Here is a 15,940-nt window from a genome sequence, read left to right as displayed (position 1 = left end):
ATTGTCACCGGACACGTACTGCATAATGTCCGGGCGGAAATGTAAATTGGGACCTGCTGATCTTTAACCGGATCCACTCGCTACGGCGTCAACGCCAGGCTATACCGCCCCACCGATTCCCCATGATGCTGCTGCGCTCCGGTGTCGCAGCGCAAACGCCACCGACGAGCTATATATGCACCACTCCACCATCCTGTTCGACCTCGACGGCACGCTCACCGACCCACGCGAAGGCATTACCCGCTCGATCCAGCATGCGTTGGCGCGGCTGGGGATCGACGAGCCGGATCTGACCAAACTCGAACCCTTCATCGGGCCGCCGCTGCTGCAGGCGTTCATGGAGTTCTACGGCTTCGACGAGCCGCGGGCGTGGGAAGCGGTCGGCCATTACCGCGAGCGCTTCAAGACGGTCGGGTTGTACGAAAACCTGCTGTTCGACGGCGTACTGGACATGCTGGAGCACCTTCGCGCTCAAGGCCGCACGCTCTATGTGGCGACGTCGAAGCCCTCGGTTTTCGCCCGCGAGATCGCGCGGCATTTCGCCTTCGACCATCACTTCAAGGTGATTTACGGCAGCGAGCTGGACGGCACCCGCACCAACAAGGTCGAGCTGATCGCCCATCTACTCGCGGAGGAAGGACTGGACCCCGAGCGCACGCTAATGGTTGGCGACCGTAAGCACGACCTGATCGGCGCGCGCAGCAACGGCCTGCAAGCGGCAGCGGTGGGTTACGGCTTTGGCAGCCACGCCGAGCTGATGGCCGAGTCGCCGGCGTACTACTACGCGACACTGCCGGCGCTGCGGGCAGCGTTCAGCTAACGCGTCTGGTCGCGCTCGGGGGCGAAGGTCACCGGGGGCGAGCCGTCGGCGTTGATCTGCTCCACGCGCGCCGGGCGACCCTCGGCGTCGAGCCGGACGCGACCGATACCTGCGCCGTTCCACAAACGCTCACCGGATCGGCTGCGGCTTGGCAGCCACGGCTGGACCCGCACGCGGCGGCGTTTGGTGAACCAGTTCAACGGCGAGCGCGGGGAATACAGCCAGCGGTTGAGCCGATCGAACATGTCCAGCAGACGCCGCGGAAACTCATTCTTCACCCCGCTGCTGGTAACCTGCCAGAGCCTGGGCCCTTCCGCACGGCCGCGAATCCGCACCTCATATGCGAAGGAGTAGTGCACATCGCCGGAGAGGATCACGTAGTTACCCGGCGTACGGGTATGACGAAAAATGTTGAGCATGACCTGCGCGGCGCCGCGATGGGCCATCCAGTTCTCCGCATCGACCAATAACGACAGCCCGGCCCAGCTGAACACGCGCTGTACTGTCTCGATCAGCTTCACCCCGAACATCGGCGCCGGCGAAACGATGACCACCGAGCGATGATCCAGTATGTGCTGCTGCAGATCGGTGAGCGCTTCCCAATCCATCAGGCCTGAAGGCCGACTCAGGTTGCCCTCGCTGCGCCAGCGTCGGGTGCGGGTATCAAGCACCACCAGCGCCGGTTCGCTGGGCAGCACATAGCCCCAGTTGCCATGCTGCAACAGCTCGTCCACCACGTGGTCGTGCAGGGCGCAATCAAGTTGCCCATCCTGTCCACTGACCAGCAACGCCTCAACCGCCTGCAACGGCGCGGCACAGGCGTCGGGATCATTGCCCCACGCCTGACACAGCAGATAGCCGAGCAGCGCATTGCCGACGATGCGTCGCGAGAAGGGATGACCATAGGCGGTTTGCTCCCAGCGCGCGCTGAGGTTCCAGTCATCCGTGATGTCGTGATCGTCGAAAATCATCAGCGACGGCAAGTGCGCCAGCGCCCGCGCCACCTGCGGCAGCCCCGTTCGGAACGCTTCGATGCACGCAGCTTCGCGCGCGTAGCGCTGGGCCATTGCCTTGTCCAATGTCGGCGCCTGCTGTTCGATCAACGTCCAGGGCACTGGCGACCAGACCAGCAGGTACATCGCCAGCACCTCGCCCAGCGACACCAGATGGTTGTGCGCGTTGGACGTGGTGAACACCGGCTTCTCGACCCCACCGAAGAAGCGTTCGCGCAGAGCCGCGTTGGATTTGAAAGCCGGCAGCAGCTGCTCGCGCCGGTAGTAGGTGGCCGGATGGGCCATGAGCTCATCACTGTCGGCGACTACCGCCCCTTCCAGGCATTCGCCGTACAGACCAAGACGACGGACCAGCGCGTGAATGGCCACCAGGGTTGGCCCGGCGACATCGTCTGCGTAGATCTGGTCGCCGGTCATTAACAGCGCGGCCGGCCATTGCCCGGGGGTTTGACGCGCTTGGGCGACCAGCGCATCGACCAACACCAGCCCGTCCGCCGCCGGATGATGTGGCTTGCGGCAAGAGCCGTGCAGCAGATCGTCATAGCGCGACCGCACGACAAAAGCCGGGCGACCCGCACCCTTGTGGATCAGGTGCGGTGACCATGCAGCCACGCCCTGTTCGAGGCCATTGCGCACAATCAGCAGGTCATATTCGATCAGCCGATCGACGGGCAGCGGTTTGTCGAGGCGCACATCGATCAGGTGCAACCAGGCCGAGGTGCCGATACGCAGCTGACGGCAAGCCTCGCCGTTCAGCTCGACCGAACGCGGCGCTTCGCCCTCAGGCTGCAGCATCAGGCGCACCGTCAACGGCTCACTCGCCACCAGCCAGAGCACCAGCCGTCCGGCCTCCAGCCTGCGCAGCAGCGGGCCAGCAAGTACAACGGGTAAGGACGAAAGCGCATCGGAAGGCACAGAGTTGGTCATGCAACGGCTCTTGGGCGGAGTGAACAGGGCCAGAGTGTAACGAACCCCGCCGGTACGCCTACGCCTGATGCTTCCAGCGCTGCCCGCGAATGGTCCCGATAGGCCAGCTCAAGATAGAAAACCGCTCAAAAAAAAGCGCGCCCGAAGGCACGCCAAAAGGTTGAAGCGCACGCGTGTCTATTTGATTTGGACGATCAGATCCCGACGCATCAGCGTCTTGACCTTGATGAGGTGGTCGTCTTCCTGGTCCTTCGCCTTATGGAACCCCTTGGCGATCTTCGGATGGCCGCCCGCTTCGGCCAGCTCGATGAGCAGTTCCCAAGCGGCGTTATCCTCGAGTTCGACCGTCAACAAGGCATTCAAGCCCTGCGCGACGTTGGTGCGTGGATCGGTCAGCACCTGCATCACGCCGATCGACTTGACCCCGACGATATCGGCGCAAGGGGTTTGCGCAGTGGGGTCTGCACCCAGCGTCTCAATCGCCTCGGCGACCAGGTTCATGTGCTCGAATTCTTCATCACGGATGTGCTGAAGTACCTGGACCATGTCGGAATCCGCCGGGCCTAGTGCCTTCGCCTTGGCGATCATCGCGTCGTATAGACGCACACCGCTGCGCTCGAACGCCAGACGTTCACCCAGCTTGTCGACCAGTAACTCCGGGCTTTTGCCCAGCGCCATGTCGAAGGTGGACTTGAGCATGCCCTTGGCTGAACCGGGGACCGGCACCGAACCGATGCGGTCGGCCTCCCCGGCACGGGTGGCGCGCTCGAGCATGATGCCCTTGGAGTCGCCCGGGACGTCCGGATGAATCTCGTTGACGGCGTCGAGCAGGCTCTTGGTGTCTTTTGGGGACATCTGTACGCCGGTGACATTGCTGCCCAATTTCGCTGAAGTCGCCATGTTCGTTCTCCTCAAGATACCTTGCGCATACGCATGAGTTCGCCACCCGGTGCCCACTGATAACCCGCCGAGACGATGTTCGACGCAATGCCTTCGGAGTTGAGGTGGGCGCGGTAATCAAGCGAGTTCTGTGGCTCTTCGCTCTTGTCGACGTACTGGGTGCCGCTGGTGCGCAGGTTGACTTCGGCGGCCAGAACCTGGCGGACGAACTCGCGCTGGCTCTTGAATTCGATCATTTTTGGCAACGGGCCTCCCAGAATTTCCGCTGGGTCGCGGCGCTCGATGTTCTTGAAATGCTCGCAGGCGACGGTCAGATGGCCGAGCTCGTAATCGAGGAAGCGCTCCCACATGGCCTTGATTCGCGGATTGGTTTCCTGCTCGGCACAGCTGGCGTAGGCATAGACCTCCATGGCCTCGTGGACTAGCCACTTCTCCATGAAGGATTCCTGCGGATCGGCGAGCGAGCCGTACTGGGTCACATGCTGCTCTTCCACCGAGGCGATCTCGGCATAGAGCTGGCGTGCCAGCGGGTCGGCGAATAGCGGGCCGACGTTCATGTAGTAGTCGTGGGTCTGGAACTCGGCCGCGGTGATCAACGCGCAGTGGATCTTGGTGATGAGATCCGCCTGCTCCTTCTCGTAGCTATCACGCAGGTCATTCGTTGGATGGCGGTGGTGCTCGGACGTCTGCCGACCCGGCACGATGTCGGTGTAGCCCTGCAGGATGTTGTTCGCATCCTTGCCCTCGAGGCGATCGAGCATGGCTGAGTAACGGTACAGGTGGTCGAAATCTTCCAGCAGGCCAAAGCGGTAGGTCTGCGCCTGGTAGGGATCGGGCTCGTTCTGAGCGACCGCAGCGGTCACCTCGATAGCCACCTGCTCATAGGCAACGGTGGTTTCCAGCGGAGAATGGTCGGCGGAAATCAGCCAATTGACCATGGTGGCCTGGTGCTGCTCGACGCGACGAATCTCAGCAAGCGGGCCACGTAGCTGGCCGGTGATGCGGGCGATGCCATGCTTGAGGCGCAGCGCATCGGTTTCGACACCGTTCATCAGGATGATCCGCACCCGGGTAAAGGCGTCGTCATCGAGCTTGCTGATCGGTTTGCCCGCCATTTCCTTCCACGTGAACTTCTGTTTTTCGAGCGGCGTGCCCTTGTTATCGAGAATGCCGGATAGATTGTCCATGGAGCCTCCATTGAACGGCTTTTTTAGGTGGACGTTTGAGCGCGTACGGCTCAATCACGGGTCAGCTAGGCTGACGTCCTAAAAAATGGACGGGGGCAAAGGGAAAACAATTCCATGGTTTGTGGCTTGAAAAAGCCGGAAGTCGATAAGTGGCGTGGCCAACCCCTTCGAACAGGACGCCATCCGATCTTTAGGAATTACCGCCATGCCTTGTCACGGCTAGCTTTAAACGAAGCGGCCGAAGGCTCAGCGAAACACTTCGAGCTGCTGCGCCCGCTCGTCGGCAGGCAGGCGACCCAGGGCTTCAACCCGAGCATGGAAAAGCAGCCATTCCCCGCCGACCTGCTCGAACAATGCCGCGAAAGCCGGCACCCAGCGATCATAAAGGCCGAATGGCAGAAGGCTGGCGTTGTTCAGTGGCTGGGCCATCCAGCGGTCGAAACGGTGATCACCCTTCCACGCGCCGTCACGCAGCTGGCGGTAGGCCTGGCGCAACCGCATGAACTCGGCGCGCTTGGCGGCGCGCATGGCCGCTTCGTCCAGGTCCGAGGCATACAGCTCGGCCAGCCGTTCGCGGGTATCGAGCATCAAACCGCTGAGTTCGGCATAGCGTCGCTGCGCCGTCTCATCGACCGGCGGCAGACCACGGCTGGTACGCCACTGGCGCAACCCCTCACGCTCGACGAAGGATGCATACGACTCGTTAAATGCGGTATCGCCGGCAATGTAGAGCCGCTGATGCGCCAGCTCGTGAAAGATCAGTCCGGCCAAACGCTCATCCTCCCAGCGCAGCATGGAGCTGAGCAGTGGGTCATCGAACCAGCCCAGCGTCGAGTAGGCCTGCACGCCGGTCACCAGGGTGTCATAGCCTTCGCTCCTGAGCATCGCTGCCGCTCCACGGGCGCGCCCCTGTTGGTAGTAACCGCGATAGGCCACACAACCGGCGATCGGAAAACAGTGATTCAGCGGCGCCACGGAGAACGCCTCGGTGGCGAACAGATTCCACACCACGAAGGGCCGCTGGATATCGACGTAAACGCGATAACTGTCGTTGTCCGGCAATGCCAATGTAGTGCTGGCGAAGCGTCTGGCCTGCAGGGCGAGGCCGAGCCGCTGACGCAGCTGAGGATCGGTTCGGGGGCTCTCGATGATCGTGGCGATGGGCTCGCGCAGGCGCAGCAGCTCCAGCTGACCGACCGCCAACTGCCCGTAATAGGTGCTGCATCCAGTCAGACCAACCGCCAGCAGCAATGGAACCCAACGCCCGCCGCGGTTGTCGACTAGGGCGGTTTTCAGCTTCGACATGAACAAACGCCTGCTCGCATTTGAAGACCCGAACGGTCGGTGCGCTGAGCCTACAACGACATCGAAGCCCGCCCAACCACTGAAGGCACCCGTGCCCTTGCAGCAGACCGCCCAGCCAGCGGCCGGAGATCTATCCATGCGAACCCTGATGCTTGCTCTTGCGCTGTCCACCCTCGGCGGCTGCGCCCTATGGATGCCCCAGCCAGACCCGAACCAGGCCTGGATCGAGTTGGTCCCGCGCGATGAAACCGAATTGAAAGCCGTTGCGGTGGACCAACGCCCTCTGAACGACCATCGCTACTTCCAGGTGACACCCGGCAGCCACCAGCTGGGCATGCACTATCGCTTCGAGGTGGGCGCGGCCAACGTAGGTGGTGACAGCGAAGCGCTGGAGCGCAATTGCCGCCTGACCTTGGATTACGACAGCTTCGATGCCGGTGCGCGCTACCGCCTGGTCGCCGGCGGCTATGGCTTCCGCCCGTGGGCGCGGCTCTATGACCAGCATGATCAGCTGCTGGCCCGAGCCAGCGAGCGCGGCTGCGGTGGTGTCGCAACTCGCTGACGCGCCGGAGCCCGCTTTAGCTGCCGCCGGTCGGGCCTGTTGCAACAGCGCCGCGGCTGGATCAGTCTCAACAGGACACCGCGACAGCACTGGGCTGACTGCGGCCTGTCGAGGAATCCGTCATGCGCCTGCTATTTGCCCTGCTCCTGGCCGCTGGCCTGACCGGCTGTGCCGGCCCGCTGCCCGTGCCCGATCCGAACATGGCCTGGGTCGATATGAGCGCGCAGCCGAGCGACATCTTCATGTCCGACCGGCTGGATAACAAACGCACGCCGGACGGCCGTTTTTTCCAGGTCAGCCCGGGCGCGCATGAACTCGAGGCGCGTTACGAATTCGAAATCAGCAGCGGCGGATTAGGCGAGTTCGGCGACACTCAGTATCTGCGCTGTACCATGGTCATCCGCTATGACGATTTTAAAGCCGGGCGGCGCTATCTGTTTCAGGCGCGCTCGCTGGGCTTCACGCCACAGGGCTGGCTGTACGACGAACAGCGCAACGTGCTGGCGCGCGCCGATGCTGAGCACTGCCACTGAGTCGCCCGTGTCAGCCGCTGCGGCCAACGGAGAGATAAACGATGTCCCGTATCGAACACACCCGCTTTTCCACCCTCGACCTGGCTCCGATCCGTGATGACGCCGACGCCGGCCTCGCCCTGCGCAACTCCCTGGCGCTGGCGCAGCATGTCGAAAAGCTCGGCTTCGAGCGCTTCTGGGTGGCCGAACACCACAACATGGACGGCATCGCCAGCGCCGCCACATCGGTATTGATCGGCTACCTGGCGGCCGGCACGTCGCGGATTCGGCTGGGCGCCGGTGGGGTAATGCTGCCCAACCATGCGCCGTTGGTGATCGCCGAGCAGTTCGGTACGCTGGAAGCGCTCTATCCTGGGCGTATCGACCTTGGCCTGGGTCGCGCACCGGGTGCCGATCAGTTCACCGCCCACGCACTGCGCCGCGACCGCATGGGCAGCGCCGATGACTTCCCGGCGGATGTAGAGGAATTGCAGTTGCTTCTCGGCCCCCGCCAGCGCAACCAACGGGTAATCGCCATGCCCGGCGTCGGCAGCAACGTGCCGATCTGGCTGCTCGGCTCCAGCTTATTCAGTGCTCAGTTGGCGGCGGCCAAGGGCCTGCCCTACGCCTTCGCCTCGCATTTCGCGCCGCGCTACGCCCATGAGGCGATTCGCCTGTACCGCGAGAATTTCCGCCCCTCCGAGGTGCTCGACAAGCCTTACGTGATGCTCGGTGTGCCGTTGATGACCGCCGACACCGACGAGCAAGCCGAGTACCTGGCAACCACGGCATACCAACGCATCCTGGCGCTGATCCGGGGCCAGAGCCTGGTGCTGGTGCCGCCCGTGGAAAGCATGCAAGGCAAATGGCTGCCGCATGAGCAGGACGCAGTAGGCAACTTTCTCGGCATGGCACTGATCGGCGGGCCGGAGAAGATCCGCGCGCGGCTGGAGATCCTGCTGGACCAGACCCAGGCCGACGAGTTGATGTTCACCTGTGATTTTTACGAAACCGCCGACCGCCACTACGCCTTCGAGATCCTCGCCGGGCTGCGCTAGTGGCGGCCTGAACACAGGTAGTAAAAGAACGCGATCAGCAAAAAACGGGCGCCGAAGCGCCCGATCACTTATCAGCGAGCCGTGCTACTACGGTCAGTCAAACATGTCCGGGCTATCCTGAACCAGCTGCTCCCAGATGGGCTGGAAATGCAGCCAACCGATATATTCGCTACCGACATGCTCGCGGCTGTAGCGCGCCCGGTCGGGCGTCACATACGTCGGCTTGATGCCCGTCGCCTCGATCAGCAACTGCTGTTGGCAGCAACGCTCCAGAGCTATGAACCAAAAGGCCGCCGATTCGATGCTATGACGGCTAGCGGTAAGCAACCCGTGATTCTGATGGATCGCCGCTTTGACGCCCTTGAAGGCCTTCGCCACGTTGGACCCCGCGTAGTTTTCCACCGCTACCGCACCCGCCTCATCACCGATGATGACGTGATCTTCGAAAAAGGCGCAGGCATCCTGAGTGACGGGCTCGATCGGCCTCCCAAGCGCCGCGAAGGCCGTTCCATACACGCTATGCGCATGACACATGGCGATGATGTCCGGATGGGCTTCGTGGACATTGGCGTGCAGGATGAACCCCGCACGGTTCACCGCATATTCACCTTCCACCACCATGCCCTCATGGTCGACGAGGATCAGGTTGGAGACCTTCACCTGGGCGAAATGCACCGCCATCGGGTTGGTCCAGTAGAGCTGCGGCCGCTCTGGATCACGAACGGTGAGATGCCCTGCGAACCCGTAGTCCAGCCCATGCAGCGCAAAGGCCCGGCAGGCGGCCACCAGACGCTCCTTGCGGTGTTGGCGTTCGTCGGCAAGGTTGCTAAACCTTGGCATTTCCGGGAACTTTAGGCCCTTCTGCTCCGGCTGATAAATTGAAACCCGGTCACCTAAATCAAACATCGCACCACCTCTAAATTCGCTTAATTAGAACCCGAATTCTTTAAAGAAAAACACCGGGAAGCTCAAACTTAATCCGACCTGGAGCCAGCATCAACAGGTGCGCTCATATAACTATTATTAGCAATTAATATAAACGCACGCCATGAGTCCTAATGAGCCAAATTGCTTAGCCGAATACCGAAAGGAGACCGGGCACTAAGATAAAAAACACCAATAACGCGGCATATAACAGCAAATACGGGACAGTACTTCGACAAACATCCTCGAAGCTCCTGTTGGTAAGGTTCGTTGCGATAAACAGGTTTAACCCAACAGGGGGAGTGATCTGCCCAACCGCGACCGCAATTACGATGAATACCCCAAAGAATATCGGGTCGATGCCCATGGCACTGACTACCGGCATCAAGGTAGGCGTGATCAGAATAATGGCCGCCACGTTGTCCAGGAATGTGCCTAATACAAGCAGCATCGCCAAAATAATTAAGAGAATGACCGTCGGGCTGTCCGATAAACCGATCAAACCCGCGGCAAGCGTTTGCGGCACATTCTCCGAAGTGAGGATATAGGTAAATATATTGGACGTGCCAATCAGGAACAGAATTGTCGCGGTAACTTCTACGGTCTTCTTGCTCACCGTAAAAACACTGCTTATAGACATATTCCGATACCAGAAAAAACCAACTAGCAAACCATATGCGCTGGCTACGGCAGCAGACTCCGTCGGAGTGAACGCGCCGGAATAAATGCCACCCAGAATAATTAAAGGCATGGCTAGAGCGATCAGGCTGTCCCGAAAGATCCTCAACGCCTCGTCTCGGGGAATCGGCTCACTGCCGATATAGCCCTTGCGGTGCGCTATGTAGTAGTTCAGCGCCATCAGACCTGCAGAAATGATCAGCGCCGGTATGATTCCGCTGAGGAACAGATCACCGATCGATACGCCGGCAACCACGCCATAGAGCACCATGGTGATGCTGGGCGGCACTACCAGGCCAAGGATGCCCGAGGCGGCAACTACCGCGGCGGAGTCAGCCTGGTCATATCCCCGCTTGGCCATCTCAGGGATCATTACCGAGCCGATAGCCGCCGTGGTGGCATTGGCAGAACCGGAGATCGCACCGAATACAGCTGACGAACCGGTGGCCACCAACGACAGGCCACCCTTGAACCGACCAAGGAATACTGAGGCTAGCGCCACCAGGCGATCCGAGATTTTCGCCTCCGACATGAGGTAACCGGCAAACAGGAACAGCGGTATCGCCATCAGCGCGAACACGTCCAGCCCTGAATACATGCGCTGGATGATGAGCATCATCGGCATGTCGGTGAAGACCAGCAGCGACAGGATGGAAGCACAGGCTAACGCGAAGGCGATCGGCACGCCGAGAAATATCAGAACAAAGAAAGCCAGGAACAGTGTGATAACCATAAGTTTGCCTTCACTGCAAAGGGTCTTGAACCACAGAAGGCGGCGCATCCTTCGATACGAACAGCAACTGCAGCATTGGCGCGAGCGCATAGAGAAACATCAGCACGCCGCCGATGGGAAAGGCGTAGATGATCAGGCCCTTAGGGATCTGTAGCGCCGGGGTCGTTTGCATCATGGTCCGCTGCGCCAAATCGTTGCCCTTGATGATGAACAGCGAGGCGATGAACAGGATCGATGCGAAGTAGAGAAACGCAGCCATTTTCTGCAGCAATGGCGGGAACTTCTCATAGAAGTATCCGATCGCCATATGCGCCCGGTCACCCACGGCCACGGCGCTGCCGAGCATCACGATGTAAATCAGGATCGCCCGTGCCGCCTCTTCAGAACCGGTGAGTGGACTGTTGAGCACATAACGATAGAACACCTGCAGGCAGACGAGAGCTGCCATCGAGAGAAATGCCAGCGCGGTGACGCCGGTTATAAACCTGGTGAGTACGGCCAAGGCCTTCATATACATTTTTCAGCCTCCTATACAGCCGGGCGGAACCTGTCGGCCCGGCTGAAGACCGTTATTGGGTAGCTACGATGCTGTCGATCAGCTCGACGCCGAATACGTCACGGTACTTGGCAATGACCGGCTTGGTAGCTTCGACGAAGGGAGCCTTATCCACTTCATTGACCTGCATGCCGAGCTCTTGGATCTGCTGCCACTGGGACGCTTCTTCGTCGAGCACCATACGGGTGTGTTGCCCCGCCATTTCCTTGCCGGTATCCAACATCACCTTCTGATATTCGGCCGGCATGCGCTCCAGCAATGCTTTGTTAATAAGCACCGGGGATGACAGATAAATGTGTCCGGTCTTCGAGGCGTATTTCTGCACTTCGTAGAACTTCTGGGTGAGGATGTGAGCGGGCGGGTTTTCCTGTCCGTCAATTACCCCCAGTTGCAGGGCCGAATAAAGCTCGGTGAAGGCAATAGGCGTCGCGTTGGCACCCAGCGCGCGGAACGTCTCGACGAATACTGGCCCTTCGGGCACGCGGATCTTCAAGCCGTTAAGGTCCTCGGGTTTGGTGATCGGCTGCTTTGAGTTGGTGATATGGCGGAAGCCGTTTTCCCACCAGCCAATGACTACTGCCCCCTGCTGCTCAACTTTGGCCGAGAGTTCATCGCCAATCTCGCCGTCGAGCACCTTGCGTACGTGTTCAGAGTCGCGGAACAGGAACGGCAGGTTGATGACTCCGACCTCCCGCACGGTGTTGGAAAGCACAGCGTCGGAGGTGAGCACCATGTCGTTGGTACCAATGAAAGTCCCGTCCACCAGCTCAATCTGCTTGCCCAAAGAGTCAGACGGATAGGTCTTGATCTTTACCTTGCCGCCAGTTCGTTCATCCACCAACTGGGCGTAGCGTTCGGAGATTTTTTGGAAGTGATGATCTGGCGAGCCAGTGTGGCCGAGGCGGATCTCGAATACTTCGTCGTTTTCCGCGGCATTGGCCAGTGAGTGCCCCAGCGGCAGGGCAACAACCAGACCGAGCAAGGCGGCTAGCAACGGTGACGTTTTCTTGTTCTTCATTTCGTGTTCCTTTTTATTGTTGGAAAGTTTTTGGAAACGTTTCGCGGTCGAAGGGGGACCGTGAGCAGCAGTGGGCTATCTGCTGACCCGCGGGCGCAGTACAAGAGGAATGAAAAGAAGGCCCGCCCTGCCTCGCATCGAGAGGACGAACTGAAGCAGTGCAGGTCGGCTAACGTGCCCTCAATGGCCGACTCGGTGTCGTCAACGTACCGGTACGGCAGGACAGACGAATGATGCTGCTGGGTTGGCGAACAAGGCGGAGTCTGCGCTCCGAGGGCAGGCCTGCGATCATATCGTTACCTCGCGCTGACGCTTCCCTACCGGCTTGCCGACAACCCATGCAAGGCGTGGCCGATCAGCTTAGGTCTACCCTGGAGGAATCGGGGTTAGGGGCGTCTTTCGTTATTGTGTGCCTGCAATCTATCGGGCCGTCTCAGGGGGCGTCAACACGGTGAAACCCCATAAGATTTATTGCGAGCGCTGATGAATCGCGACTTCTGACAACCATGGCGGCTGTTTAAAAACCTCCACCAGGTAATCCACGAAGGTACGTATTCGCGGCAACAGCTCGCGTTCGGGCAGGAATACGGCGTGGATAGCCGTGTTATCGCGCGCCTGATGATCTTCCAAAAGCGGAACCAACAAACCGCTGCGGATCGCGGGCAGCGCCAGATGCTCGGCCAGGCGCATTACGCCGACACCGGCCATGCAGAGCTCGAACAGTGTCTGACCGCTGGTGCTTCGAAAGTTACCCCTCGCCAGCCAAGTCTGAGATTCCCCATTCTTTAGGAATGGCCAGCGATTGAGGTGGTCGAGCGGACCCTCCCACATCAGGCAGTTGTGATCGCGCAAGTCTTCAGGCTTGCGAGGAGTGCCATGCGCTTGGAGATATCCTGGAGCAGCCACGACGATCCGCTGGAGATCGCAAAGCTTTCGGCTCTTCAGCGAGGAATCGACCAGCCGCCCCATGCGAATAGCCACATCGACGTTGTCCTCAATTAGGTTGGAAACAGCGTCCGACAGCGCCAGGTGCAGCACCATTCTCGGATGGTCTGCGAGAAAAACCGGCAGACGTGGAACAATCTGGTCCAGTCCGAAGGCGATAGGTGCACTGATGCGCAAATCGCCACTGGTTTGCAGGCGGGCGGCTGAAACCTCAGCTTCGGCTTGCTCGATTTCGTCCAAGATGCGGTTGCATGACGCCAGAAAACGTTCACCCTCTTCGGTCAATCGGCTGCCACGGGTGGAACGGTGCAGCAGGCGCACGCCCAGCCTGGCCTCCAGGCTGGTAATAGCCTGACTGACGAATGGCTGGCTCAAACCCAGCACATGCGCCGCCGCGGTAAACCCCCCGGCGTCAACCACTACCTTGAACACACGCATTTCGAGGAGTCTGTTGTCCTTCATCTTCGATCCATACTTGGCGATGGTTTCTATAGCTGATTAACCGAGCCTTCACAATGCTGCGATCCGAACCAGATGTGCGCCGACGGTACATCGCCACAAACATGCCCGATTAACCGAACAGGGTCGAGTGTTGCACGTTCAGCGAGTCGCCAGCGTAGGCGGGACAGTCGCTGAATAGCCATCAGTGCACAGCCGTCTGCTCAGCGACGCAGGCGAATCAACTCATCGTGAACCGCCTGGCCTCCGCTTGGCGGCGCAGCTGAACCCCGCCGAGCCACGCCGTTCGAATCTTCAGCCTCGCGCACTTAGCGCATCACGCTCGCTTCCGGAAAACTGCATGAATTTTCTCGAATGGATGGCCGTGCTCGGCATCCTGCTGTTGATCCTCGCCCTGGCATCGGCCTACCTGCGCTGGCTGCCGGTAACCACGTCACTCATCTATCTCGGCTTCGGGTTGCTGATCGGACAGCTGGGCATCGGCCTGTGGGAGATGGAATTCCTGCTGATTGCTGGCTGGATGGAGCACCTCACCGAGGTCGTGGTGCTGGTGTCGCTGTTCGTCAGTGGCCTCAAACTTCGCATGCCGCTAGGCCATCCGGCCTGGAGGAGCACCTATATCCTGGCCGGACCGGTGATGCTCGCCTGTATCGCCGGCGTCGCGCTGTTCTGCCATTACCTGCTGGGGCTCGGCTGGGGCCTAGCGGTACTGACCGGCGCCATCCTGGCGCCCACCGATCCGGTTCTGGCCAGCCTGGTGCAGGTCAACAACTCCCGCGACAGCGATCATGTACGTTATGGGCTGTCCGGCGAGGCCGGATTCAACGACGGTACGGCCTTCCCCTTCGTGGTGCTTGGCCTGCTGCTGATCGAGCAGGAAGCCTTGGCGCTGGGCTGGGTCGGTGAATGGGCGCTGCATCGGCTGGTCTGGGCCGTTCCGGCCGGGCTGCTGTTCGGCTATATGCTCGGCAAGCTGATCGGCAAGCTGGCGATCTATTTGCGCACCCAGCACGCCGACACCTCGATGTCGCCGAACGACTCACTGGCGCTGGCCCTGATTGCCCTCGCCTATGTCGGCGCCGAACTCATCGGCGCCTGGGGCTTTCTCGCGGTATTCGCTGCGGGCCTGGGCTTGCGCCGCGCCGAAGTCTCGGTCGCGAAAAAATCCGAAACGCCGTCCGAAGAGCTGATTGCCCATGCCGTTCCGCATGTGGTCGAAGGCGGTCTGTCACCCCGTGAGCTTCCGCTGGAGAGCAAACGCATCGACGAACCCAAGGTGGCTGCAGGCGTGATGATGGGCGATATCCTGACCTTTGGCGGGCAGTTGGAGCGCAGCCTGGAAGTGCTGCTGGTGACCATGCTCGGCGTGCTGGTGTCGGCGCACTGGGATTGGCGCGCGGTGCCCCTGGCGTTGGCACTGTTTCTGCTGATCCGGCCGTTGAGCGTATGGCTGCTGATGCCACGCCGCTACCTGGATCGATCCCAACTGCTGACCGTCGGCTGGTTCGGCATCCGTGGCATCGGCAGCCTGTACTACCTGAGCTATGCGGTGACTCATGGTCTCATGCCGGATGAAGCCGAGCAGGTCATCCAGCTGGTGATCCCTGTGGTGGCGCTGAGCATTCTGATTCACGGCCTAAGCACCCAACCGCTATTGCGACGCTACGAGCGCAGCCGAGCGGCCTGACGACACAGCCAGCGCCAGGCTGCCCCGGACAGCCGACCTTCAGGCGCTGCCGGGTGGCCTGGGGCGATCAGCTGTCAGCGAGGCGAAAGCCGACCTTCATGGTGACTTGATAGTGTCCGACCTTGCCGTTTTCGACATGGCCACGAATTTCTCCGACCTCGAACCACTCGACGTTGCGCAGCGTTTTGCTGGCTTCGGCGATGCCGTTCTGAATCGCTTCGTCCACGCTGGTGCGCGAGGAACCGACGATCTCGATCTTCTTGTACGTGTGATGATCCGACATGAATGTATCCCCTTGTGGTCTGAGGAGCCTCCGCTCGGAATTGACGCGTCCTGTCCATTGAGGCCCGCAGAGCTGCCCGGAAGTTCAGCGAGGCGGCTCAATCGAGGCGCTGAATGCTTCGCGGATCACGCGATAACCGCCGGCTTGGTGAGATGATCGCGAGCAAGCTCGCTCCTACGGGGCGCTAGGTGCTCGGCCACTTACGGGAACGACGCCAGCTCGACCGATAAGCTCGGCAACCCTTGCCGTCAGCTGCCCGCGTAGACGCGTAGGGCGAATAACGCAAAGCTCATCCACCGCCTGCCCCTGCGTAGGGTCATCGATAGCGGTATCACCGAGGTGTCCGAAGTGGAAGATGCTTCGCAGTTTCCAC

Annotated in this window: 15 protein-coding genes; 5 read left to right on the top strand and 10 right to left on the bottom strand. The window is 60.6% G+C overall.

What is annotated here, in order from left to right; all coding sequences use genetic code 11:
• The first annotated feature begins 175 nt into the window (after positions 1-175).
• Positions 176-820, top strand: coding sequence for an HAD family hydrolase (locus H3028_RS18435; protein WP_181298680.1), 645 nt, complete (start codon positions 176-178; stop codon positions 818-820).
• Here the strand turns inward: H3028_RS18435 and H3028_RS18430 are convergent.
• The 4 genes from H3028_RS18430 to H3028_RS18415 form a co-directional block, all read right to left on the bottom strand.
• Positions 817-2,760 carry an alkaline phosphatase D family protein gene (locus tag H3028_RS18430; protein ID WP_181298679.1) on the bottom strand — a complete coding sequence of 648 codons (1,944 nt, stop codon included), beginning with the start codon at positions 2,758-2,760 and terminating at the stop codon, positions 817-819. The genes H3028_RS18435 and H3028_RS18430 overlap by 4 nt on opposite strands.
• Before the next feature lie 177 nt (positions 2,761-2,937).
• On the bottom strand, positions 2,938-3,660 hold the full coding sequence (locus H3028_RS18425; protein ID WP_181298678.1) for a ferritin-like domain-containing protein: 723 nt from the start codon (positions 3,658-3,660) through the stop codon (positions 2,938-2,940).
• Positions 3,661-3,671: 11 nt separating this feature from the next.
• A complete protein-coding gene (locus H3028_RS18420) occupies positions 3,672-4,847 on the bottom strand; it encodes a hypothetical protein (RefSeq protein WP_181298677.1) in 1,176 nt (391 codons plus the stop codon).
• 246 nt (positions 4,848-5,093) lie between these two features.
• A complete protein-coding gene (locus H3028_RS18415) occupies positions 5,094-6,152 on the bottom strand; it encodes an aminopeptidase (RefSeq protein ID WP_181298676.1) in 1,059 nt (352 codons plus the stop codon).
• Between the two features lie 136 nt (positions 6,153-6,288).
• On the opposite strand from H3028_RS18415, the gene H3028_RS18410 reads away from it, so the two are divergent.
• The 3 genes from H3028_RS18410 to H3028_RS18400 all read left to right on the top strand — a co-directional run bounded on the left by H3028_RS18410 (position 6,289) and on the right by H3028_RS18400 (position 8,284).
• Positions 6,289-6,714, top strand: coding sequence for a hypothetical protein (locus H3028_RS18410; RefSeq protein ID WP_181298675.1), 426 nt, complete (start codon positions 6,289-6,291; stop codon positions 6,712-6,714).
• 122 nt (positions 6,715-6,836) lie between these two features.
• Positions 6,837-7,247 carry a hypothetical protein gene (locus H3028_RS18405; protein ID WP_181298674.1) on the top strand — a complete coding sequence of 137 codons (411 nt, stop codon included), beginning with the start codon at positions 6,837-6,839 and terminating at the stop codon, positions 7,245-7,247.
• Positions 7,248-7,288: 41 nt separating this feature from the next.
• Positions 7,289-8,284 (top strand): LLM class flavin-dependent oxidoreductase, encoded by a 996-nt coding sequence (locus tag H3028_RS18400; protein ID WP_181298673.1) that lies wholly within the window; start codon positions 7,289-7,291, stop codon positions 8,282-8,284.
• 93 nt (positions 8,285-8,377) lie between these two features.
• Here H3028_RS18400 and H3028_RS18395 read toward each other — a convergent pair whose 3' ends face one another.
• The 5 genes from H3028_RS18395 to H3028_RS18375 form a co-directional block, all read right to left on the bottom strand.
• On the bottom strand, positions 8,378-9,190 hold the full coding sequence (locus H3028_RS18395) for a class II aldolase/adducin family protein (protein ID WP_181298672.1): 813 nt from the start codon (positions 9,188-9,190) through the stop codon (positions 8,378-8,380).
• 166 nt (positions 9,191-9,356) lie between these two features.
• Complete coding sequence (locus H3028_RS18390) at positions 9,357-10,619, bottom strand: TRAP transporter large permease (RefSeq protein WP_181298671.1); 1,263 nt, start codon at positions 10,617-10,619, stop codon at positions 9,357-9,359.
• Positions 10,620-10,629: 10 nt separating this feature from the next.
• On the bottom strand, positions 10,630-11,136 hold the full coding sequence (locus H3028_RS18385) for a TRAP transporter small permease (protein WP_181298670.1): 507 nt from the start codon (positions 11,134-11,136) through the stop codon (positions 10,630-10,632).
• A gap of 52 nt (positions 11,137-11,188) precedes the next feature.
• The gene (locus tag H3028_RS18380) at positions 11,189-12,193 is read right to left on the bottom strand and encodes a TRAP transporter substrate-binding protein (protein ID WP_181298669.1); all 1,005 of its coding nucleotides are present in this window, start codon (positions 12,191-12,193) and stop codon (positions 11,189-11,191) included.
• A gap of 468 nt (positions 12,194-12,661) precedes the next feature.
• Positions 12,662-13,576 carry a LysR family transcriptional regulator gene (locus tag H3028_RS18375; RefSeq protein ID WP_258237847.1) on the bottom strand — a complete coding sequence of 305 codons (915 nt, stop codon included), beginning with the start codon at positions 13,574-13,576 and terminating at the stop codon, positions 12,662-12,664.
• Between the two features lie 361 nt (positions 13,577-13,937).
• On the opposite strand from H3028_RS18375, the gene H3028_RS18365 reads away from it, so the two are divergent.
• Positions 13,938-15,284: a sodium:proton antiporter gene (locus tag H3028_RS18365; RefSeq protein WP_181298667.1), complete on the top strand. Its 1,347-nt coding sequence runs from the start codon at positions 13,938-13,940 to the stop codon at positions 15,282-15,284.
• Between the two features lie 67 nt (positions 15,285-15,351).
• Here H3028_RS18365 and H3028_RS18360 read toward each other — a convergent pair whose 3' ends face one another.
• On the bottom strand, positions 15,352-15,567 hold the full coding sequence (locus tag H3028_RS18360) for a dodecin (RefSeq protein ID WP_168425932.1): 216 nt from the start codon (positions 15,565-15,567) through the stop codon (positions 15,352-15,354).
• Between the last annotated feature and the right edge of the window lie 373 nt (positions 15,568-15,940).

It is taken from the genome of Pseudomonas sp. Q2-TVG4-2 (assembly GCF_013620795.1).
GTDB lineage: Bacteria > Pseudomonadota > Gammaproteobacteria > Pseudomonadales > Pseudomonadaceae > Stutzerimonas.
Note: the sequence above shows the minus strand (reverse complement) of the source record. Positions and strands in the feature narration are given on the sequence as shown.